Source organism: Chelatococcus caeni (assembly GCF_014196925.1).
Lineage (GTDB): Bacteria > Pseudomonadota > Alphaproteobacteria > Rhizobiales > Beijerinckiaceae > Chelatococcus_A > Chelatococcus_A caeni.
Genome location: NZ_JACIEN010000011.1, coordinates 12,180 through 33,840 on the forward strand (window position 1 = coordinate 12,180; position 21,661 = coordinate 33,840).

General features: G+C 62.2%; 23 protein-coding genes and 1 pseudogene. 12 read left to right on the forward strand and 12 right to left on the reverse strand.

The annotated features are described in order from the left end of the window. Nucleotides 1-172 precede the first annotated feature (172 nt). The 4 genes from phaZ to GGR16_RS25055 form a co-directional block, all read right to left on the reverse strand. On the reverse strand, nt 173-1,309 hold the full coding sequence (gene phaZ, locus GGR16_RS25045; RefSeq protein WP_343059957.1) for a polyhydroxyalkanoate depolymerase: 1,137 nt from the start codon (nt 1,307-1,309) through the stop codon (nt 173-175). Nucleotides 1,310-1,411: 102 nt separating this feature from the next. Next, a complete protein-coding gene (locus GGR16_RS26465; RefSeq protein ID WP_281380669.1) occupies nt 1,412-1,540 on the reverse strand; it encodes a hypothetical protein in 129 nt (42 codons plus the stop codon). Continuing rightward, the gene (locus tag GGR16_RS25050; RefSeq protein WP_183318842.1) at nt 1,540-3,339 is read right to left on the reverse strand and encodes a PHA/PHB synthase family protein; all 1,800 of its coding nucleotides are present in this window, start codon (nt 3,337-3,339) and stop codon (nt 1,540-1,542) included. The genes GGR16_RS26465 and GGR16_RS25050 overlap by 1 nt, the downstream gene beginning before the upstream one ends. Beyond that, nucleotides 3,336-3,944: a TetR/AcrR family transcriptional regulator gene (locus tag GGR16_RS25055; protein WP_183318844.1), complete on the reverse strand. Its 609-nt coding sequence runs from the start codon at nt 3,942-3,944 to the stop codon at nt 3,336-3,338. Before GGR16_RS25055 ends, GGR16_RS25050 begins: the two co-directional genes overlap by 4 nt. Before the next feature lie 153 nt (nt 3,945-4,097). On the opposite strand from GGR16_RS25055, the gene GGR16_RS25060 reads away from it, so the two are divergent. Beyond that, nucleotides 4,098-4,427, forward strand: a complete 330-nt coding sequence (locus GGR16_RS25060) for a phasin family protein (protein WP_183318846.1) — start codon at nt 4,098-4,100, stop codon at nt 4,425-4,427. Nucleotides 4,428-4,661: 234 nt separating this feature from the next. Here the strand turns inward: GGR16_RS25060 and GGR16_RS26620 are convergent, their stop codons facing one another. The 7 genes and pseudogenes from GGR16_RS26620 to GGR16_RS25090 all read right to left on the reverse strand — a co-directional run bounded on the left by GGR16_RS26620 (nt 4,662) and on the right by GGR16_RS25090 (nt 10,167). Next, nucleotides 4,662-4,922, reverse strand: coding sequence for a transposase (locus GGR16_RS26620; RefSeq protein WP_183318848.1), 261 nt, complete (start codon nt 4,920-4,922; stop codon nt 4,662-4,664). 74 nt (nt 4,923-4,996) lie between these two features. Then, on the reverse strand, nt 4,997-7,807 hold the full coding sequence (locus tag GGR16_RS25070) for a cation-translocating P-type ATPase (protein ID WP_183318902.1): 2,811 nt from the start codon (nt 7,805-7,807) through the stop codon (nt 4,997-4,999). Between the two features lie 83 nt (nt 7,808-7,890). Continuing rightward, nucleotides 7,891-8,025, reverse strand: a complete 135-nt coding sequence (locus GGR16_RS26470; protein WP_281380670.1) for a hypothetical protein — start codon at nt 8,023-8,025, stop codon at nt 7,891-7,893. A gap of 13 nt (nt 8,026-8,038) precedes the next feature. Continuing rightward, a complete protein-coding gene (locus tag GGR16_RS25075) occupies nt 8,039-9,109 on the reverse strand; it encodes an AI-2E family transporter (RefSeq protein ID WP_183318905.1) in 1,071 nt (356 codons plus the stop codon). After that, nucleotides 9,101-9,298: pseudogene (locus tag GGR16_RS25080) on the reverse strand (IS481 family transposase); the annotation flags it as partial. The pseudogene GGR16_RS25080 and the gene GGR16_RS25075, both read right to left, overlap by 9 nt. 295 nt (nt 9,299-9,593) lie before the next feature. Then, the gene (locus GGR16_RS25085) at nt 9,594-9,839 is read right to left on the reverse strand and encodes a conjugal transfer protein TraD (RefSeq protein WP_183318849.1); all 246 of its coding nucleotides are present in this window, start codon (nt 9,837-9,839) and stop codon (nt 9,594-9,596) included. Between the two features lies 1 nt (nt 9,840). Continuing rightward, nucleotides 9,841-10,167: a conjugal transfer protein TraD gene (locus tag GGR16_RS25090; protein WP_210289713.1), complete on the reverse strand. Its 327-nt coding sequence runs from the start codon at nt 10,165-10,167 to the stop codon at nt 9,841-9,843. A 170-nt stretch (nt 10,168-10,337) separates the two neighbouring features. Between GGR16_RS25090 and traA the strand changes: the two genes are divergently transcribed. From traA to GGR16_RS25145, 11 genes are all read left to right on the forward strand, one after another. Next, nucleotides 10,338-13,238 carry a Ti-type conjugative transfer relaxase TraA gene (gene traA, locus GGR16_RS25095; RefSeq protein ID WP_183318851.1) on the forward strand — a complete coding sequence of 967 codons (2,901 nt, stop codon included), beginning with the start codon at nt 10,338-10,340 and terminating at the stop codon, nt 13,236-13,238. Between the two features lie 130 nt (nt 13,239-13,368). Next, complete coding sequence (locus tag GGR16_RS25100) at nt 13,369-13,587, forward strand: helix-turn-helix transcriptional regulator (protein WP_159602163.1); 219 nt, start codon at nt 13,369-13,371, stop codon at nt 13,585-13,587. After that, nucleotides 13,577-13,822 carry a hypothetical protein gene (locus tag GGR16_RS25105; RefSeq protein WP_183318911.1) on the forward strand — a complete coding sequence of 82 codons (246 nt, stop codon included), beginning with the start codon at nt 13,577-13,579 and terminating at the stop codon, nt 13,820-13,822. The genes GGR16_RS25100 and GGR16_RS25105 overlap by 11 nt, the downstream gene beginning before the upstream one ends. 86 nt (nt 13,823-13,908) lie before the next feature. Next, complete coding sequence (locus GGR16_RS25110; RefSeq protein WP_054308812.1) at nt 13,909-14,157, forward strand: type II toxin-antitoxin system Phd/YefM family antitoxin; 249 nt, start codon at nt 13,909-13,911, stop codon at nt 14,155-14,157. Continuing rightward, on the forward strand, nt 14,154-14,615 hold the full coding sequence (locus GGR16_RS25115) for a type II toxin-antitoxin system VapC family toxin (protein WP_183318853.1): 462 nt from the start codon (nt 14,154-14,156) through the stop codon (nt 14,613-14,615). Before GGR16_RS25110 ends, GGR16_RS25115 begins: the two co-directional genes overlap by 4 nt. Further along, entirely contained in the window at nt 14,612-16,291 is a 1,680-nt protein-coding gene (locus GGR16_RS25120) for a recombinase family protein (RefSeq protein WP_183318855.1), read from the forward strand. The genes GGR16_RS25115 and GGR16_RS25120 overlap by 4 nt, the downstream gene beginning before the upstream one ends. 83 nt (nt 16,292-16,374) lie before the next feature. Continuing rightward, nucleotides 16,375-17,649, forward strand: coding sequence for a tyrosine-type recombinase/integrase (locus tag GGR16_RS25125; RefSeq protein ID WP_183318857.1), 1,275 nt, complete (start codon nt 16,375-16,377; stop codon nt 17,647-17,649). Further along, complete coding sequence (locus tag GGR16_RS25130; protein WP_183318859.1) at nt 17,649-18,089, forward strand: hypothetical protein; 441 nt, start codon at nt 17,649-17,651, stop codon at nt 18,087-18,089. Before GGR16_RS25125 ends, GGR16_RS25130 begins: the two co-directional genes overlap by 1 nt. A gap of 89 nt (nt 18,090-18,178) precedes the next feature. Continuing rightward, nucleotides 18,179-18,418, forward strand: a complete 240-nt coding sequence (locus GGR16_RS25135) for a helix-turn-helix transcriptional regulator (protein ID WP_183318861.1) — start codon at nt 18,179-18,181, stop codon at nt 18,416-18,418. A gap of 103 nt (nt 18,419-18,521) precedes the next feature. Beyond that, on the forward strand, nt 18,522-19,937 hold the full coding sequence (locus tag GGR16_RS25140) for an AAA family ATPase (protein ID WP_183318863.1): 1,416 nt from the start codon (nt 18,522-18,524) through the stop codon (nt 19,935-19,937). A gap of 133 nt (nt 19,938-20,070) precedes the next feature. Next, nucleotides 20,071-20,718, forward strand: a complete 648-nt coding sequence (locus GGR16_RS25145) for a hypothetical protein (RefSeq protein ID WP_183318865.1) — start codon at nt 20,071-20,073, stop codon at nt 20,716-20,718. Nucleotides 20,719-20,952: 234 nt separating this feature from the next. On the opposite strand, the gene GGR16_RS25150 is transcribed toward GGR16_RS25145, so the two are convergent. After that, nucleotides 20,953-21,528, reverse strand: a complete 576-nt coding sequence (locus tag GGR16_RS25150; RefSeq protein WP_183318867.1) for a hypothetical protein — start codon at nt 21,526-21,528, stop codon at nt 20,953-20,955. Between the last annotated feature and the right edge of the window lie 133 nt (nt 21,529-21,661).

The following is a 21,661-nucleotide window of genomic DNA, read 5'->3' on the forward strand; positions in this document are numbered from 1 at the left end:
TCGACACCCCTTGCTCCGGCTCGAACCCCGGCATCATAATTTGAGCCCTTCAACATTGCCGAGTCGCGCCGGAACGGAACACGTGCCGGGGCGACCTTCCTGGCCCGGAAAGCATATCCTTCCCGTGGCGGCGGGTCTGAAATCTCGTGCAGCACGTGCGTGGCCAACGGACTCAATTTCCATTCTCCCGAATGAAGCGGCTAATATGCGGAAGAACCTCCTTTCGCCAGCGGCAGCCGAAGAACAGCCCGACATGGCCCGCGTGCGTGCAGAGCAAATGGCCGCGCCGTTCGGAGGGTATCCCCGCACAGAGATCATGGGCGATCTGCGTTTGACCCGGTCCCGAAATGTCGTCCATCCCGCCTTCGATGGTCAGTAGCGCGGTCTTCGTGATGCGTTCAGGAGCGATCTTCGTGCCCCGCCACGCCAACCGGCCTTCTGCCAGGGCGGCCTGGTGGAACACCCGGGCAACCGTATCCAGGAAGAATTCCGCCGGCACATCGTCAATCGAGAAGAAAAGCCTGAAGAACGGATGGCCCAAGGCATCGCTGCCGTCGTCGTGAAGAAACTTGGCGAGAAGCTCGCCACCACTCGCGCAATGACGGAAGAGGTAGGTCGAAAGCATCATCAACTCAGTGCTTCCCGTATAGACGCGTCGGCCATGCCCTCGCCGGGAGGCGGGGACAGTAGCGATGACATAATTCTTGAACCATGCCAGAGGCAGACCGCGTGTCAGAAGATCGATGCGGGTCGGGCTGATGCGCGTGTCGAGCTTGCCGCCCAGCAGCGTCAGCGTCGCGGGCCGCACCGGGTCCTCCGCGAGGATCGCCGCCGCCGCCAGCGCCGGCAGGGCGGACTGGCAAAGTCCGATCACATGGGTCGCGCCGCCGAGATACCGGATCATCTCGACGACATAGGTGATGTTGTCTTCGAGGCCGAACGGACCGTCTCGGGCGGAAACGTCGGCAGCGTCTTTCCAGGCAAGACAATAGACGTCGTGGCGGGGCAGCATTCCAAGGATCATGTCGTAGAGGATTTCCGCCCTCATGCCCGAGAGAGGCGCGACGACGAGTATCGGAGGCCTTCGTCCGGTCAGATCCGCCTCGAAATGCAGAAGGCGGCCAAATGGCTTTTCGATCACGCCCTGCTCTCGTATGCTTACTGGCTTTCCATCGATCACCATATGGTCGATACCGATGCTTGGGCCGGGCGGTAAGTCGTTTTGCGATGCGAGACCACCGATGTGCGCCGGAGGGCGACCCGAGCGTGGGGCTTGTTCCTCTTCCGCAGGGTACTTCTTATGCGGCACTGGAAGGCGCCCCCGTATAGGTCAATCTCAAATCCTCCCACAGTTGCCCGTATATTGGATGCTCACTTCCGATCGCCGGGAATCGGCAGCCCAGCACCCGCTTCACATCACATCTCCCGATACCGCCTCGAACCGGTCGACGTCGTTGCATTCGGCGGCGCGCACCGGAGACGCTGCATCCCCAGGCTGCAGCGCATCGAGGGTGTGATTGGTGAGGAAATCCTGGGTCATCACACCCTCATCGCCGGCAAGACGTAACTGCCCGGCGCGTCCTCGAGCGCCGGATAGCCCTCGTCTGAAGCGCCCATGCTGGGAGGCGGCACGGTTTCCGGAGAAGAGTGGGCGCCGAGCCACCGCGTCCATTCAATCCACCAGGAGCCGTCCTTCCGCTCCGCCGCGAGCAGCCATTCCTCTGGACCGAGATCGAAGTCGGCGACGCGCTTCGTGGCGACACGGAAGCGCCGCCGGGGATGGCCGGGCTCGCTGACGATGCCGGCATTGTGGCCGCCGCTCGTCAGGACGAAGGTGACGTCGGTGTCGGTGAGCTGGTGGACCTTATAGACAGACCGCCACGGCGCGACATGGTCGTGCTCGGTGCCCACGACGAACATGGGCGCACGGATGTTCTGGGGAACAGCGGGACGGCCGTCGACCATGAAGCGGCCGGCTACCAGCTCGTTGTCGAGATAGAGGCGGCGCAGGTATTCGGAATGCATCCGATAGGGCATGCGGGTGGAATCCGCGTTCCAAGCCATGAGATCGATCATGGGCGCACGCTCACCCATCAGATACTCGCGCACGTGACGCGACCAGATGAGGTCGTTGGTGCGCAAGAGCTGGAAGGCCCCGGCCATCTGATCGGCGGACAGATAGCCCCTGTTCCACATCATGCTGTTGAGGAAATGCATCTGGCTGTGGTCGATGAAAAGCGCGAGTTCGCCGGGCTCGGTGAAATCGATCTGGGCAGCGAGCAGAGTCACCGAGGCGAGCCGGTCGTCGCCCGCCCGTCCCATGGCGGCGGCGGCGATCGTCAGCAACGTCCCGCCGAGGCAGTAACCGGTGGCGTGGATCTTCCGATCGGGAACGATGGCGTTGACGGCGTCGAGGGCGGCCATGACGCCCATGCGCCTGTAGTCGTCCATGGTGAGGTCGCGGTCGGCGGCGTCCGGATTGCGCCAGGAGACGCAGAAGACGGTGTGGCCATTCTCCACCAAGTAGCGGACCAGCGAATTCCCCGGGGATAGATCGAGGATGTAGTACTTCATGATCCAGGCCGGGACGATCAGGACTGGCTCCGCCCGGACTTTGTCGGTCGTCGGGGCGTACTGGATCAACTCGATCAGGTGGTTGCGGTAGACGACCTTGCCGGGCGTGACGGCAACATCCTTGCCGGGAATGAAGCCGTCGGTTCCAACCGGCGGCTGGTTGGTGGCCGTGCGGGTGGCGTCCTCGACGAAGTTGCGCCAGCCCTGGATGAAATTCGCACCGCCGGTTTCGAACGCCTTGGCGACAACCTCAGGATTGGTGAGCGGATGGTTCGAGGGTGAGAACATGTCGAGTAGCTGGCGGGTGACGAAGGAGACGACGTGCTCGTGGTGCGGTGTGACGCCGGGCACCTCGTGGGTCACGTTATGCCACCATTGCTGATTGAGCAGGAACGCCTGGGCGAAGGCGGCGTAGGGCTGCTTCTTCCAGCCCTCCGCCGCAAACCGATAATCCCCTGGCAGCGGCTCGATGCACGGCGGCGTATCGGAATGGGTGCTGGCCGCGGCGAGGTAGCCCAGAAGGCGGCTTGTCTTGCGCTCCGCCTTGTTGACGAGCTCAGCGCGCTTGCCCGGGGCCGCCGCCAGATGAATTGACCAGTCGAAAAAGGCGAGCGCGAGGGAGGCCGGGGAAAAGCCGGCCGTGACCTGGGCGACGACCACGTCGCTCATGCGGTCGATAGCGCGAAACCCCTCGCTGCCGACGCTCTCTTCGCCGCTCGCGGCGACCGCCGTCAAAGGCTTGGGGGCGGAGGCTGCTGCTGTCATCGGTCGTCTCCCTCGGCCGCGCGCGCGGCCACATCATAGGGACGGGCGCCGATCAGAACCTTGAGCAGTTGGACGGTGAGCTGCTGGACCTCACCATCCTCGGTATCGAGCAGCGGCTCGACCGTGAGGACCTCCCTGAGGACACCGATCCCCAGGAGCACGGCGGCGATCATCGCGGCGCGCCGTGCGGAGGACGGATAGGTCATCTTTGAAATTGGCTCGATGAAATCGGTCAGAGCGCTGTCGTGCAGGATCCTGGAGGCTTCACGGCTGCTCAGCGAGCGCATGACGATATCGAACGCCCCGACCTCGTCGTCGTGGCGTAGTGCCTTATGCGAGAGGAGCTCGGTTGAGAGTTTGGTGGCAAGAAGACCCGGCGAGGTCCCAAGGAAACGTTCCGGGCGTCTCGTTGCCCGGACAGCCTCGGCGAAGAGCAGTTCCTTCGAGCCGAAGGAGCGGTGCACATGGGCGACATCGACACCGACATCGGCCGCGATGGCCCTGAGGGACGTGTCTTCATAGGACTGCCGCGCGAACCGCAGGATCGCCGCCTCGAGGATCTGCTCGCGCGTGGCTGCTGCGGCACGGGCGGTGGATCGGGCCATGAGGAACTCCAGATTTAGATTTCGGTTGCGTTTTTAAACTACACCACGATATCATATTTTTGGTCAACGCGCGTTGCGATAAATCAATGACGACCGGCGCCTTGATAATAGAATAATGGTGTCAACCACTTTTCTTGAAAGGATTACCTCGTCATGGCGACCGAAACGACACCGCCGAAAAGCCAAACGGCCGCATCCAATCCCCTATTCGCGTCTCTGGGCAATACAGACTGGGTAAAACTCTGGAGCGACGCGCCGGCAAAGATTTACGCCGACGGATGGGGGAAGGTTCTGGGCCTAGCCGCAGACAGGCTGCAGGATCAAGCCGCCTATCTGAAGCAGCTCTCTCAGTGCACTGATCCCGCGGAAGCATTGAAGCTGAACGCGGCATTTGCACAGCAGTCAGTATCGCGCCTGTGGAACGACGGCACAAAGATATTCGACGGCGTTCGTAGCATCACATCGACTGAACCAACCAGATAAATGTCTGCATCAGTGCGTTCGCTCCCCGGCGGCGGACGCTCCTGTTTGTGAGCGCTATCGCTCACGCCTACGCCGTCGCCGCGAACGAAATCGCAATGTTTGACGACTGGCGTATATCCTTTGCGCAGCTCGCAGCACCACCTCGATCGGGGTGGGTGTGCGACGGTCAGCCAAGGGTGGTGACGTGGACGGCGCTGGCGCCGCATCCGGTGCCACCACGCGCACCGGCAGCAGCTACGCCCTCGCAGCGCGTCGGCTCGGCACCTCGCCGCGTGCCGTCCGCCGCCAGCGATGCAGCAGGCTGGTACAGATGCCGTGACGACGCGACACCGCCGTCACCGTCTCGCCAGGCTGGACCGTCTCCGCCACCAGCCGGACCTTCTCCTCCGCGCTGAAGCTCCGACGCCGCTCGCCGCGCGTGACAATCTCCGGCCGCTCCGACGCTACGGTACCAGCACCGATTCTGGCACCAGTGCCAGCCACTTCTCTCGCCATCGTCGTTTCGCCTCCGCGACGGCACTCCTCTCAGCCCTCAACGCGCCCACACAAGAAGGGCCGCAGGGCAACGCTTACTCCTTACCGATCCCGCGCACCACGACTTTGCTCAACTCGCGCGGCCACAGCGCCGAACTCGACACCGCCACGCAGAACAGCCAGTCTCCGGCGCTCAAGCTGACGGTCGAGAACGCTTCCTGCAGGAAGGGCGTGTAAACCACGAAAGCGTGCAGCAGCAGCGAAAGCGCGACCGCACCCCAGAGCCAGCGGTTGGTGAAGAGGCCATGGAATGCGCTGCGATCGTCAGAGCGCGCATTGAAGATGTTGAAGAGCTGGAACAGCACCAGCGTCGTGAAGGCCATGGTCTGGCCATAGGCCAGCGTGCCCGAGCCTTCGATCATTCCTCCCGGCAGCGCGGCGTCGAGCACGAACAGCGTGCCGACCGCCATGATCATGCCGATCAGGAAAATGCCGCCCCACATCTGCCCCGTGATTACGCCTTCGCCGCGCGGGCGCGGCGGCCGGCGCATCACATCCTCATCCGCGGGGTCGACGCCGAGCGCCAGCGCCGGCGCGCCGTCGGTGACGAGGTTGATCCACAGGATCTGCGTCGCCAATAGCGGGAGCACGACGCCGCCGGTCGCGGCGCCGGTCAGCCCGATCACGTCGGCGAGGAGAATGCCGAAGAACATCGTCATGACCTCGCCGATATTCGACGACAGCAGGTAGTGCAGAAACTTCCTGATGTTGGAGAAGATCGCCCGCCCCTCCGCAACGGCGGCGACGATGGTGGCGAAATTGTCGTCCGCCAACACCATGTCGGCCGCTTCCTTGGAAACGTCGGTGCCGGTGATCCCCATGGCCACGCCGATATCGGCGGCCTTAAGCGCGGGGGCATCGTTGACGCCGTCGCCCGTCATGGCCACCGTCTCCCCCGCGCGCTGCAGCGCTTTGACGATCCGCAGCTTGTGCTCGGGATTGACGCGCGCATAAACGCAGACCTCCTGAACGGCTCGGTCCAGTTCCGCCTCGGTCATGGCCGCGAGCTCTGCGCCGGTGACGGCGCGACCTCCCGAGGTGATGCCAAGCTCGGCGGCGATGATCCCCGCGGTCACGGGATGATCGCCGGTGATCATGATGGAGCGGATGCCCGCGGCCTGCGCCCGCGCGACCGCCTCGCGCGCTTCCTGGCGCGGCGGGTCGATCATGCCGATCAGGCCGATGAAGACGAGATCGTGCTCCACATCCTCCTCGAAGGCGTCACGGTCGGAATGGTCGGCCGGCAGCAGGCGGAAGGCAACGCCAAGCGTGCGCAGCGCCTCCTGGGCGAGCGCGTCGTTGCTCGCCATGATCTCGGCCCGGCGCGCATCGGTGAGCACGACGGCGTCCCGGCCGACAAGTTCATCGGCGCAATGCGCGAGCAGAATATCCGGCGCGCCCTTGGTCACCATGATCAGACGCTCGGGCCGCTCGGCATCGGTGTGGACCGTGCTCATCAATTTGCGTTCGGAGGAAAACGGCACCTCGCCGACCCTTGCGAAGCGTGCATCGAGGGCCTCGGCAAGCAGGCCGGCCTTGCGCGCCGCAACGATCAGGGCGCCCTCCGTCGGGTCCCCTTGAATGGACCAATTGCCGTCGCGCTCCTGCAGCACCGCGTTATTGGCCCGCTCAGCCGCCGTCAGCGCGCGCGTAAGCTCCAACTGCAAGGGCTCGCCGGGCGATTGCGGCCCAATGAGCTGTATGTCGCCGTGCGGCGCATATCCGGTCCCGGACAGGTTCGCGCTGCCGCTCGCCGTTACGACCCGGCGCACCGTCATCTCGTTCCGGGTCAGCGTGCCGGTCTTGTCGGAGGCGATGATGGTCGCCGAGCCAAGCGTTTCCACCGCGGCGAGGCGGCGAATGATGGCCTTGTTCTTCGCCATGCGCTGCATGCCGAGCGACAGCACGGCGGTCACCACCGCCGGCAGCCCTTCCGGCACCGCGGCGACGGCGAGGGCGACGCCGAGAATCAGCACGTCGAATATTTCGGAGAAGCCGCTGATATCGCTGACAAGGAAGATGGTGCCGATCATCACGAGTGCGATAAGGACAACGGTGACCGCCAATGCCTTGCCGACGCGGTCGAGCTCCCGCTGCAGCGGCGTGATCTCGTCCGGGGCCTTTTCCAGCATACCGGCGATACGCCCCATGGCGGTCCGCATTCTGGTTGCGGTAACGACGGCGCGGCCATGTCCGTAGACCGCCGTGGTCCCACTGAAGACCATATTGTGCTGGTCGCCGAGCTCCGGCGTGCCGGTGATGGGCGCGACGTGCTTCGAAACCGGCAGGCTCTCGCCGGTGAGCGCGGCCTCCACCGTCTGCAGGGAGGTGGATTCGATCAGCCGCGCATCGGCGGGAATGGTGTCGCCTTCCGCAATGAAAACGATGTCTCCGGGCACGAGTTCCGCCGCCGGAATGCTCCGCCTGTCGCCGTCGCGGATGACGCTCGAATGGGTGGCGGACATCTGCCGCAGGGCCGCAGCGGCCCGTTCCGCCCGGGCTTCCTGGATATAGCCCATCAGAGCGTTGAGAATCACGATGGCGAAGATCGCCAGCGCTTCGTAGGGCAGCGTCGTGTCGCGCTCCTGCAGCCAGATCACGGCGGAGATCATCGCCGCGGCGAGCAGCAGAAGCACCAGCACGTCGGTGAACTGGTCGAGGAACTTCAGCCACTGCGGACGCGGAGGCACCGCGTCCAGCTCGTTGCGGCCATAGTGCTCCAGGCGCCGCGCCGCCTCTGTCAAGCTGAGGCCGGACTGCGGCTGCGTCTTCAAGGCGGCGACGACCTCTTCGGCAGTCTGCCGGTACGGCTCATCGATGATCGGGTCGGCGGATGTGACGGGCATGCCGCAACGATACGCATCCGCGATGGATTGCAATACGGGACTTCTCTTGGCGCCGCGATCTATGCCAAGCCGGCCATACCGCTTCAATCACGAAGGTGCTCTTCGACGAGATGGACAAAGCCGGCTACAGTCGCGACGGGGACGAAGAACGCGAGGCCGTTGCCGGGCGTGGCCAGTTCCCTGGCAATTTCCAGAAGGATTGCATCCTTCATATCCATTGGCACGTCGGATTCAGGAATGCAGCTGCTCCTCGGTGAACAGCGACCAGACGGCAACAAACAACGCCGCGATCAGGGGACCGATGACGAAGCCATTCATGCCGATCAACGAAAGGCCGCCAACCGTCGATATGAGAACGACATAGTCCGGCAGGCGCGTTCCTCTTCCGACCAAGACCGGCCGCAGGAGATTGTCGATCGTGCTGATAACCAGCACCCCGACCGCCAAAAGGATCGCGCCTTTCAAATAGTTGGCCGTGACCAGATAATATATGGCTGCGGGGGTCCATACGAGCGCAGCGCCGATTGCAGGAAGGAGCGACAGGAAGGCCATGAGCACTCCCCACAGGAGCGCCGCCTCAATGCCAAGCATCCAGAATGCAATCCCGCCAATCCCGCCCTGGATCGCCGCTATGATGACGTTGCCCTTGACCGTCGCTGTTACAACGGACGTGAATTTTCCGAAAATGTGATCCGTGTAGCGGCCACTGAGCGGGCTCGCGTTCCGCATCATGCCCGCCAATTGCCTTCCGTCGCGAAACAGGAAAAAGAGCAGGTAGAGCATTACTCCGAGGCTGACGAAGAACTGCGCCGTGTTCTGCCCGATGCTGAACGCTCGCGTGGCGACATCCTGGCTTAACTGCATAAAAAAGGAAGTCAGCCTGGCCCGGATTTCTACGAAGTCGCCCAGGTTTAATGTGGAGAGCGCTCTCTCGACAAAGGGCGGAAGCGCGCTTTGGATTTGCCCAAGTAACGTTGGGAGATCGAATTGGCGCGTGTTGATTCTATTGTAAAGGCTGGCCGCCTCCTGGGCCAAGGAGGCCAGTATCGCTGCACCGGGAATGACGACGATGCAGATGCAGGCCAGGACGCTGACCGCCGCCGCAAGATTCCGGTGCCCGCCCAGCCAGGTCTCAAGTCTCCTGTGCAGCGGATTGAACAGGATCGCCAGGATGACAGCCCAGAGAACGGCGCCATAATAGGGAAGCAGAAGCCAGACGAAGGCCGCCGTCACCGCAATGACGACTGCGAGAAAGCTGAGCGCCTGGATCGTCGCCTTGGGCACTAGGTGTTTTCCCGGCATTTGATGGATCGGGTCGAGTCTGAAGCGTCTTGGTTCGGATTTCCAGAGCTTATAGATGTATTCGTAGGGTGTGAGGCCTTTGAGCGTCTTGAGCCTTCGGGCGAAGTTATATGCGGCGATGAAGTCGATTGGATCGTTTTGTAGCTGGCGGTGATCATCATAGTAGAACCGCTGGACGGTGGCTTCTTGATGGTTCGGTCCTCGGAGGCGTCCACCTCCCCCACGAAGCGAACCTCGCCAGCCGCCACGGCTATGGCGTTCCGCAAGTTCGATACACCGATACACCGATGCCGACGAATATCCTCGCTACAATGCTCCATGACTCGTCCTCCTGCGGTGAGGATCCACTCGGGCCTCTCCGAGCAGTCCCTCGAAGGCGCAGTGTAGGGCGAGCGACCTCGCCTCAACGGACTACGGTCTCAACGCATGAACCGTCTTTGCGGCAAGCCGCGCGATGGCGGGCAGCCCGATCCTGCGGAGTTTCCTATGAAATGGTGGGGGTATCTGTCGCCCGTTCCGCCTCGAATGCCTGCTTCCCTTTCGCGGTCCAGAGCGCCCGTGCGTGTTCACCCTGCTCGTTTTTGAGCTTGTCGGCCATCCAGAGCAGCGCACCGTAGATCAAGGCGCGGTCGTCGCCGGTGAGGTCCACGATCCCAGCTTTGACGACGAGGCCGCCGAGTTCGATCAGATGCCGCGTGCGCTTGCGGCGTTCGACCTGCCAGGTGCGCATGTCATGACGTGCCTGCGCCGCCCGATGACGGTTGCACGCCGCCCGATTGCGTCGCAGCGCCGCCACTGTTGCGGTCAGTCGATGGCGCAGATCGCCGCGTCCGGCCCTGAAAGAATGCGGCCCCGCGCTTGGCCCATGCCTCCCTCTTTCCGGCATCCTTGGTTTCGGCCAGCACGATCAGCGCGCCCGCGAGTTCGTCGGCGTTGAGGGCGTCGGCGCCGGTCGAGATGACCAACTCGCCAAGCTGCTGCACCTTGCGGGCTTTCAGGTCTCGCGCCTTGTCTCCGAGCGATTTCAGTTCTGTGTCGAAATCCCGTGGCTTGCGCATCATGTCCTCCATCTGTGGTGATGAAGGAAGCGTAATTGAGCGGTGCGCGTGATGCAGTAATGTTGCCGAGACGGTCTGGAACGGCACGAGCAGTCCCGAGAAAATAGTTTCGAGGGCGCGCTTATACGTCGTTCCGACGTGCGCTTGAGGGCAGTATCTGGTTGGTCGCCATGGCGATCTACCATTTCTCCGTTCAGGTCATCGGACGTGCGGCGGGCCGCAGCGCGGTCGCTGCCGCCGCCTATCGCTCGGCCTCGCGGCTGCGCGATGACCGGCTGGACCGTGACCACGATTTCTCCAACAAGCCGGGCGTCGTCCATTCCGAGGTCATGTTGCCGGAGAACGCGCCGGAGGCATGGTCCGACCGCGAGCGGCTATGGAATGATGTCGAGGCGTTCGAGAAGAGGAAGGACGCCCAGCTTTGCCGCGAGGTGGAGTTCGCCCTTCCGCGCGAGATGACACAGGCCCAGGGCATCGAACTGGCCCACGACTTCGTGCAGTCCGAGTTTGTGGATCGGGGCATGATTGCCGACCTCAATGTGCATTGGGATGTGGGCGCGGACGGCCAGCCCAAGCCCCACGCCCATGTCATGCTCACCATGCGCTCGGTGGACGAAAACGGTTTTGGCCCGAAGGTGCGGGACTGGAACCGCACGGAGCTGGTCGAGCGTTGGCGCGAACGCTGGGCCGATCACGTCAACGAGCGGCTGGCGGAACTCGACATAGACGCGCGGATCGACCACCGCAGCCTTGAGGTGCAGGGCATCGGGCTGGAGCCGCAAAGCCAGATCGGCGCGACCGCGCAGCGCATGGAAGCCGCCGGACTTGATGCCGACCGCGCCCAGGATCATCGCCGCATTGCCCGCGAGAACGGCGCGCGGATCATCGCCGATCCTTCCGCCGCGCTGGACGCGATCACGCACCAGCAATCGACCTTCACGCGGCGCGACATGGCGATGTTCGCGCACCGGCACAGCGACGGGATCGACCAGTTCAACGAAGTGATGGCCGCGATGCGCAACGCGCCCGATCTGGTCGAACTCGGCAAGGACGGACGCGGCGAAGATCGGTTCACCACCCGCGACATGATCGAGGCCGAACGGCACCTGCACCGCGCCGCCGAGATGATGGCCGAGCGGGAGCGCCATGAGGTGAATGACAGGAATCGCGAAACCGCGTTGGCGCGCGCGGAAGCGCGCGGCCTTGTCCTGTCCGGCGAGCAGGCTGACGCGCTGGCGCACGTCACGGACGGGCGCGGTCTGGGCGTCGTCGTCGGCTATGCCGGGACGGGGAAGAGCGCGATGCTCGGCGTGGCGCGCGAGGCTTGGGAGGCGGCGGGCTACGAGGTCCGGGGCGTGGCGCTGTCCGGCATCGCCGCCGAGAACCTGGAGAGCGGATCGGGCATAACGTCACGCACCATCGCCAGCATGGAGCATGGCTGGGGACAGGGCCGCGACATGCTCACTTTCCGCGATGTGCTTGTCATCGACGAGGCGGGGATGGTCGGCACGCGCCAGTTGGAGCGCGTGCTGTCCCATGCCGCCGAGGCCGGCGCCAAGGTCGTGCTGGTCGGCGATCCGCAGCAGTTGCAATCCATCGAGGCGGGCGCGGCGTTCCGCTCCATTCACGAACGCCACGGCGGCGCGGAGATCGGCGAGGTGCGCCGCCAGCGGGAGAACTGGCAGCGCGACGCCACACGCGACCTGGCGACCGGCCGGACGGGCGACGCGATCCATGCCTATGACACACATGGCATGGTTCACGCCGCCCCGACACGCGAGCAGGCGCGCGACGATTTGATCGACCGCTGGGACCGCGACCGGCAGGCGTCGCCCGACAAGAGCCGCATCATCCTCACCCACACCAACGACGAGGTGCGCGCGCTCAACGAGGCCGCGCGCGAGCGGATGCGGGAAGCCGGCGATTTGGGCGATGACGTGCGCCTGACGGTCGAACGCGGCGCGCGCAGCTTCGCCAACGGGGATCGCGTCATGTTCCTGCAAAACGAGCGCGGCCTTGGCGTGAAGAACGGCACGCTCGGGACCGTCGAGCAGGTCAACGAACGATCCATGTCCGTGCGCACCGACGACGGGCGCAGCATCTCGTTTGACCTTAAGGATTACGACCGCATCGACCACGGCTATGCCGCGACCATCCACAAGGCGCAGGGCATGACCGTGGACCGCACCCATGTTCTGGCGACGCCGGGCCTCGACGCCCACGGCAGCTATGTTGCCCTGTCGCGGCATCGCGACGGCATGGAGTTGCACTATGGGCGCGACGACTTCGCCAGCCAGGACCGGCTTGCCCGCACCCTGTCGCGCGACCGGGCCAAGGACATGGCGAGCGATTACGAACCTGCCCGCGACTATGCCGAGCGGCGCGGGATCACCTTCCGCGCCCGCGTCTTCGAGATCGTGCGCAAGGTCGTGCCGGAAAAGGTGCGCGGCATCTTCGACGGGCTGCGCCTGCCCGCCGAGGGCGGACAGGGGCCGGAAAGGAAGGTGGAGGAAGACCCGGAGGCGGCGTTGCGCCGCGCCCGTGGCCGGGCGCTCGTCCGTCATGCGCGCGCCGTGGATGCGATCTTCGCGGCGCAGGATCAAGCCGGCAAAGCCAGCCCCGATCAGATCAGGGAATTGCAGGAGGCGCGCCAGCGGTTCGAGGAGGTGCGCCCCTACGGCTCGCACGACGCCGAAGCCGCCTACAAGAAAAACCCGGAGCTTGCGGCGGAGGCGGCATCCGGCGATGCCCGGCGCGCAATCCGCGCCCTGCAACTGGAAACCGAGTTGCGCACCGATCCCAGCCTGCGCGCCGACCGTTTCGTGGAACGCTGGCAAAATCTCCACAGGGCCAGCGACGAACGGTATGCGGCGGGCGACTATGCCGGTCACAGGGCCGCGCGGGCGGAGATGGGGAACATGGCCCACAGCCTCGAACGCGACCCGCAGATGGAATCCCTTCTGGCGGGCCGCAAGCGGGAACTCGGCATCTCATTCGATTCGGGGATGGGCGTCGGTCGCGACCTCACCCTCACTTTCGGGCTTGGTCGGGGGCGGGGTCTCGGACTGTAGAACCATCCTATTTTTCGCCGTCTCTTCGCCACACTACTACGAAGCCCAAATATCTATTGCACAACAACAAATCGCCCCTCTGTCTGGTCTCTGCAATCGTCAGAAATAGCCAGCAGGAGGCAGCGCAGCCATGCTCGCATCAGACCGTATCGTCCGCCTGAAAACCGTCCTCGCCCGGACCGGCCTATCCCGGTCCACCATCTATCGCAAGATCGCCGAGGGCACGTTCCCGCCCCAGATCAAGATCAGCGTCAACGGCGCGGGCTGGAAGGAATCCGACATTAACCGATGGGTCGCCAATCCCGTAGCGTGGCGGCCCGGAAGCGGGCGCGACCTCGATGGCGTCTGATCGCGGCGCGCGGTCCCGCTCCCGGCGCGTCAGGCCGCCCACGGCAACGGAGCAGCTTGAGACGCTGTTGGGCTATCCGTGGCCGTTCCCCGGCAGACCGCCCAAACATGACCTGTCCAACTGGACCGTCACCGACGACTGGCCCCATCCCGTTCCGGTCACAGAGGCCGAGATCGAGGTGTTCGAGCAATGGTTCGGAGACCTGTTCGATGACCTGTTCGGCCCCGAGGGCTGACACCTCGGAGATTTGAAATCGGCGTTGAAATCCGCCCTTCAATAGATTACATGTAGTCACATATGGCTACATATGGAGGGCGCAACATGCTGACCATCAACCTCAGAGACGCCAAGGCTGGATTTTCCAGCCTTGTTGATGAGGCTGTCAAAGGAGAGATCGTGACCATCACCCGTCATGGCAAACCCGTCGCGGCTTTGGTTTCGGTCGAGGCGGCGGAGATCGCGCGCAAGGCGCTCGAACGCAAACGGGCGGGCCTTGTCAGCTATCTCAGGACGTTCCCAGGCGGAGAATTCACGCGCAACCGCAAGCCATCGCGGGATGTCGAGCTTTGAGCGGTTTTCTTCTCGACACCAACGTCGTCTCCATGCTGGCGCCGTCGAAGTCGGAAGCATCCGCTGACTTCCTCACCTGGCTGGATCGCATGGACGGCGACGGCCGGTTATTCCTGTCGGTTGTCTCCATTCATGAGATCGAGAAGGGAATCGCGCTCCTTGATCACAAGGGGGCAACGGCGAAGGCCGCGAGCCTGAAAGCATGGCTCAGTGGCCTTGTATCCACATACGATGACAAGATCATTGGCTTCGACGCGCAGGCCGCCGCAATCGGCGGGCGGCTGGAAGCGAAGGCGCTTGCGGCCGGTCACGACCCCGGCATGGCCGATGCCGTGATCGCCGGCATCGCCGCGGCGCATGAACTCGTCATCGTGACCCGCAACACGAAGCATTTCCTGCCATTCGGTGTCGCCGTGTTGTTGCCTGACGAGGTGGCTGCCGAAGGAGACCAGGCATGACCGCTTCCACAATCCCCCTGCGCGCCGCCCTCTACCTGCGCGTCTCGACGGCGCGACAGGCCGAGCATGATGTCTCGATCCCTGACCAGAAGCGGCAGGGCGAAGCCTATTGCGCCTCACGCGGCTATCAGCTTGTCGAAACCTACGTGGAGCCGGGCGCTTCGGCGACCAACGACCGCCGGCCAGAGTTCCAGCGCATGATCGAGGCGGGCACGTCCAAGCCCGCGCCGTTCGACGTGGTGATCGTCCACTCGTTCAGCCGCTTCTTCCGCGACGCCTTTGATATGGAGTTCTACGTCAGGAAGCTGGCGAAGAACGGCGTCAAGCTGCTGTCGATCACGCAGGAGATCGGTGACGATCCGGTGCATCAGATGATGCGGCAGATCATGGCGCTGTTTGACGAATACCAGTCCAAGGAAAACGCCAAGCACGTCATGCGGGCCTTGAAGGAGAACGCCCGCCAAGGCTTCTGGAACGGCTCGCTTCCTCCTATCGGATACCGTGTCGTCGCGGCCGAGCAGCGCGGAGCCAAGACCAAGAAGAAGTTGGAAATCGACCCGCTCCACGCCGACACGGTGCGGCTGATCTATCGCCTGGCGCTGGAAGGCGACGGCACGACCGGCCAGATGGGCGTCAAGAACATCGTCTCCTATCTCAACAGCCGCCGCATCTTCACCCGCGACGGCGGGCGCTGGGGCATCGGGCAGGTTCATCGCATCCTGACGCGCCGCACCTATATGGGCGAGCATGAGTTCAACAAGCGCAGCAAGACCAAGGAGCTGAAACCCGTCAGCGAGATCGTGACGGTTCCGGTCCCGCCGATCATCGACCGCGAGACGTTCGACGCGGTGCAGGCATTGCTCAAGGCCCGCAACCCCAAGGTCATGCCATCCGCCGTCATTAGCGGCCCGACCATGCTGACCGGCCTGATCCATTGCGCCAAGTGCGGCGGGGCCATGACCATCCGTACCGGCAAGGGCGGGCGTTACCGCTACTATGCTTGCTCGATGAAAGCCCGGCAGGGTCCGACCGCCTGTGAGGGCATGGCCGTGCCTATGGACAAGTTGGACGATCTTGTCGCCAGCCATCTTGAAGGTGAGCTTCTCCAGCCCGAGCGGCTTGAAACCATCCTCGCCAGTGTGCTTGACCGCAGGCAAGAGCAATCCGAGCGCCGCCGCGAGCATATCGCCGAATTGAACAAGCGCGCTGCCGAATCGGAACTGCGCCTGAAACGCCTCTACGACGCCATCGAGGCGGGCGTGGCCGACATCGACGATCCGGCGCTCAAGGATCGGATCGAGGGTCTCAAGGCTATCAGGGACCAAGCGAAGGCCGACGCCGAGCGCGCCCAGGCCATGCTCGACAACTCCGGCGCCAAGGCCATCACGACGCAAATGGTCCGCACCTTCGCCAAAGCCGCTCGCCAGCGCCTCCGCCTCGAAGGCGGTGGTTACCGCCGCGACCATCTTCGCGCACTGGCGCAGCGGGTCGAGGTCGCGGACGGCGAGGTTCGTATTATGGGATCGAAGTCCCGGCTGCTACAGGCGCTTATCGGAAAAAACGGCGTAAACTCAGTGCCCACTCAGGGACTGAAGTGGCGGAGAGGGAGGCCGCCATCGCCTTGTCTCCATCATTCCAAGAGTGTCTATCATAGCCCTTCTATCTCAATGACTTAGGAGCATAATTTTTCTGTACGACTCTTGATTTGTCTCTCACATTCTGCCAATTTTTGTTAGTAGAACGTGAGTAGGGGCAAGGCATGGCAAGGGGTATCCATCGGCTTTCAGCGGCCGAAGTCAGAACCAAAACGGAACCGGGGCATTACAGCGACGGCGGCGGGCTGTATCTCCAAGTCAGCCGGTTCGACAGCACGAAATCATGGGTTTTCAAGTTCACGCTCAACGGCCGGACACGCGGCATGGGCATTGGGCCGATCCATACCTTGAGCTTGGCCGAAGCAAGGGCGAAAGCTGCCGATTTGCGCAAGGTCGTAGCCGAAGGCAAAGACCCTATCGAGGAACGAAACGCCGCCCGATTGAAAGCCGCTATCGACGCCGCGAATACGATCTCGTTCAACGACGCCATTGATAAATATCTCGCCAAGAAGGACGGCGAGTTCAGGAACGAAAAGCACCGCAAGCAATGGCGAAGCACGCTTGATACCTATGCCGCGCCTGTCTTGGGCAAGATGAACGTTGCCCACATTGCCATGCCGGACGTGCTTCGCGTCTTGGAACCGATTTGGGCCGAAAAGACCGAAACCGCTTCGCGCCTTCGCGGCCGTATCGAAGCTGTCTTATCTTGGGCAACGGTCGCAGGCTTTCGCACTGGCGATAACCCGGCCCGTTGGACGGGCAATTTGAAGGAACTGTTGCCGAAGCCAAGCGCCGTTGCTGCGAAGGACAATCAACCGGCGCTGTCCTTGTCGGACTTACCCGGATGGTTCGCCGAACTGCGCAAGCGCGAAGGCATGTCGGCGCGGGCGCTCGAATTCTTGACCTTGTGCGCGTCACGGTCGGGCGAAGTTCGCGGCGCGACTTGGGACGAATTCGACATGGAATCGGGATTGTGGACCATCCCGGCCAATCGGATGAAGGCCAAGCGCGAACATCGCGTTCCGCTGACGCCCGACGCCTTGGCGCTGTTGAAGGCGCTGCCACGGGTTGAAGGAAGCCCCTATGTGTTCCCGGCCGCGCGGGGCGGCGCGCTGTCTGATATGTCGCTGTCGGCCGTCATGCGGCGGATGCAGGAAGCCGAAACGGCGCAGGACCGCAAGGGATGGGTTGACCCGCGTTCCGGCCGTCCTGCGGTCCCGCACGGCCTGCGCAGCACCTTCCGCGATTGGGCGGCGGAAACGGGCGTTGCCCGCGACATGGCCGAAATCGCGCTCGCGCATACTGTGGGCAGCGAAGTCGAACGCGCCTATCGTCGTAGTGACATGCTTGAGCGCCGTCGCGCTCTTATGGTGGCATGGGGCGCGGCTTGCCGGGGCGAGCGTCCGAACAATGTCATCGCGTTTCGCGAGGCGGTTTGATGGCCGACCTTCAACGCCTTCTTGATACTGCCGGGATAGACCCGGAAGCCGCCCCCAAGCTTCTAGCGGTTGCGGCGGAATATCTGCGCCGTGGCGAAGCCCTTCCGGCGAAGCTGGCGACGTATCTTGCCGTAGCGTTTGAAAGAGTGGCGAAGGCTGAACGGGGCGAACAGGTAAACGCCCTTAAAGAAGGTCTTGGATTGGGCGTCGTGACAGGCGCGCCACGGAAGCCAATTCACAAGGGCGACGTTGCATTGGCCGTCGTAGTTCACGGCGACAAGGAAGAAGAAACCGGACTTCGATCCGCAATTGCCGAAGCTTACGGCGTAGCGAAGAACACGGCCAAATCCCGCATTCAAGACGCTCGCGGCGAACTTAAAGAAGCTCACAAGCATGTGGGAAACATCCGCGTTCGGCCGCGAGATTTCGAAGGCAAATAGCCTGATAAGGGGTGCAAGAATTCCATTAGTTTTTGCACGGCGCGCGGCCTTAGCCTCCTAGCATCATCAAGACGCTAAGGGGTCTATTCATGTCTACACTCATTCGCCTTCCCGACGTGTTGTCCGCCTACGGTGCCAAGCGGCCGACGCTCTATGCCCACATGGCCGATGGTCTTTTCCCTCGCCCGGTGAAGCTTGGCGCGAAGTTCGCCGCTTGGCCGATGGACGAAGTTACGGCCGTCATCAACGCCCGTATCGCCGGTAAGACGCCCGACCAAATTAAAGTGCTTGTCGCCGAACTCGTTGCTGCCCGCCAACGTCGCGTTTGAAGGGTCAAGGCGGACGTATCATCCGCCGTACCAAGTTGAATATTCAACGAATTTCACGGCCGAATGAAACCTACTAACAATATACTCACGGGGCGCAAGGTGAATGACAAATTTTTCGGCCAATTCGGGAGTGATGCCAGCGCCGGATTTTGGGTTTGAAGGGCCGTCGCCGGACGAAAAACGGCAAGCGCGGTTGGTGGAAGTTCTCGCACATATCAAACCGGACAACGAACATGCAGTGCGAGCGGTCGCGCGGTCGCTCAAGCGCGGCCCCGAAGGCTACCGCAAAGCATATCTTGAATGGGCGAAGCCCTATGGACGGATCAAGGCGGAAAGGGAATGGGATCGGGCGCGGCATGACCCGGATACCCTGCAAGCCCTGCTAGACGATCTAGCTGCCGAAGCCGCCAAGAAACAACCCTTCGTCGTGCTGTCCGCCGCAGCCGTGCAAGTCCGGCCCCCGTTGCGCTGGCGCATCAAGAGCGTGTTGCCCGCCGAAGGTGTTGCCGCGATCTACGGCCCTTCGGGTTCGGGTAAGTCGTTTTTGTCGTTGGCCTTTGCCGCAGCTATCGCCGAAGGTTCGCCGGTCTTCGACCACGCTACGAAGCACGCCGACGTTCTCTATATCGGACTTGAAGGCGAAGACGGCTACCGTGGTCGCGTAGAGGCATGGCAGCGCCACAACGGCCGCGCAATGCCGAATGGATTGGGCTTCTTGCTGCAACCCTTCCGTTTAACCGATGCGCAGAACGTGACGGACCTTGCCGCCATGTGCCCGAAGGGTTGCGTCGTCTTTATCGACACGCTGAACCGCGCCGCGCCGGACATTGACGAAAACAGCGGCAAGGACATGGGCGCAGTAATCGAAGGCGCGAAGATGCTTCAACGGTTGATCGGCGGTCTTGTTGTTCTTGTTGCCCATACTGGCAAGGACGGCGCGAAAGGGCTTCGCGGTCATTCGAGCCTGTTCGCCGCGTTGGACGCCGGTATCTTGGTCGAACGTGACAACGAAGTTCGAACTTGGAAGACCGACAAAGCCAGGGACGGCGTAGACGGCGACGAACACCGCTTCCGCTTGAGCGTCGTTGAAATTGGCGAAGACGAAGACGGCGATGCGATTACGTCTTGTGTCGCCGTTCCCGACAATTCGTTGCCCACAATCCAGATGAAACCGCTGCCCCGTAGTCAGCAACGCGGCATGGACGCTTTTTGGCAGGCCGCGAAGGATCACGGCCAGCGCGATTTTTCGGGCAAGCTAATCGGCGTTCACACGGACCATTGGCGGGAAGCCTTCTATCGGACTATGCCCGCAGATAGCCAAGATGCGAGGAAGAAAGCCTTTCAGCGTGTGCGAAATGATCTTGCCAACGCAAGACGTATATCGGTCGAAGGCGAGCTTAATAAGGTCTGCGAAACATTCACGAACCCCGCCGCAGTTGGCAACGAAACAACGGCCGAAGGGCTGTTTTCAGGGGGCGGGACATACGGGACAAAACCGGGACATGTCCCGGTGCAGTAACGGGACATATAGGGGTTATATATATCTACGATATATACCCTATGTCCCGCTGCACGAAACGACGGCGATTTGAAAAATAGAAATGTCCCGCTCGCCAACGACGTAGTTGTGATTGCAGCAAAGGAACGAACCAATGAACAAGGATTGGAAGAACGACTTCGTAAAGATGACGACGAAACTTGAAGACGCATTATTGTCGGGATTTGGCAACGACAAAACGGCGTTGTTTCTTTGGCGCGTTGCGAATTCGATCATCGCCGTATCCCGCGACCTTCGGCTAGAGGCTACCCATGTGGGCATTGTGGAGGCGGGCTTGCGTCGTGCTGTCAAAGACCGGCTCGAATATCACGGCATGTATCGCACGCATACGCATCCCGAAGCCTATGAGAATGGGATTGTCGAAGCCTTCATGCACGACATGGGATCGCTTCGCCGGATCGTGCTTCATCGCCTTCGCGAAGAACGGAACGAACTGTTCCCTGCGAGCTACTACACGGACCTTGCCGAACCGGCCGTGCAAATCGTTGAACATCCGATGCGGACTTTCGGCCGATTCCTTGATGAACTCGAATACGTCAAGCAAGCGGATAGCGAAGCCTATGGCCGCAGCTTCCACAAGCATCGCGAAGTCATGGCGCTGTATCGCGTCGGACTTGCGATCTTGCCGCCGGACACATGGGAGCCGCAAATCACGCTGTCGCCTCGCGCCACGGTCACGCCTTCGCCGCTCGCAATCGCCTTGAAGGCCGGTGCCCGCAGCAACAGCCCCGCCACGCCCTGAAATCCAGCCCGCCACGGGGCAAGGCCGCTGCGGGATAGGCCGGACTACCCGACGAGGCGGAAGGGGCTTCTACGGCCTTCCTAGAGGCTCTACGGCCCTATGTCTTCATTCGTCTATCGCCTGACAAGCAAAGTATTCGAGTGCTTCGAAGGATTCAGCGAATTCTCGCACCGTAGCGCACAATGGAAGTAGGAAGTTAGTAGATCGGACTTTGAGCGAATTTTCATAGTGAAATCAGTTTAAGTTGGCGGACTGCTTCTCCGCCGAACAAAATTCTTGATATGCCTTCGCACGCTTCCACCGCTTACAGCCCGAACCCGTGAGCCAAGCCAACGTTGTGCCCTTCGCTTCGGACTTCACCTTTTCCCATTCCTCTTTCAGAAGAAATTGGGCGTGGCGGACGAAGCGTTCTTCGAACACGCGATAGCTATTGTCGTCTTTCTCCGAACTTTTCACTAGCTCTGGAAGAAGCTTTATCAAGTTCTGGTCGATGCCGCTCTTGTCGTTCGGATTTAACTGCAAGGTGATAAGGGCAATGAGCCGATCCGCAGTTTGACGCCTCTCCAAAGCCTTGTCGCTCTTTATGTCGGGCATTGCCATGTGTATTGCTCCACAAACGCCAAGTAAATCAGCGATGTTGCTGCGAAGTTTGTCGATCCATTTTGAGCGTTCAGCCGTCACGGCCGTTATGAACGTTGATCGCTTCGACACCATGTTTGCAACGAAGGCGCTGACGATCACGCCAATAAACGCGATTATTGCGGCTGTAACTGCGGGATTCGTTTTCAAATATTCAAGGATTGCATCCATCCGTCGTCGCCCCATCGAACTTTCCCGCAAGTTTTGCCGTCAGCTAACGGTTCGTCAAGCCACGCCGAAGTGTGGGCATAACGGCCGCTTCCGCGCTCAAGATCATGTTTCGCATACCGCAAGAAAAATACTT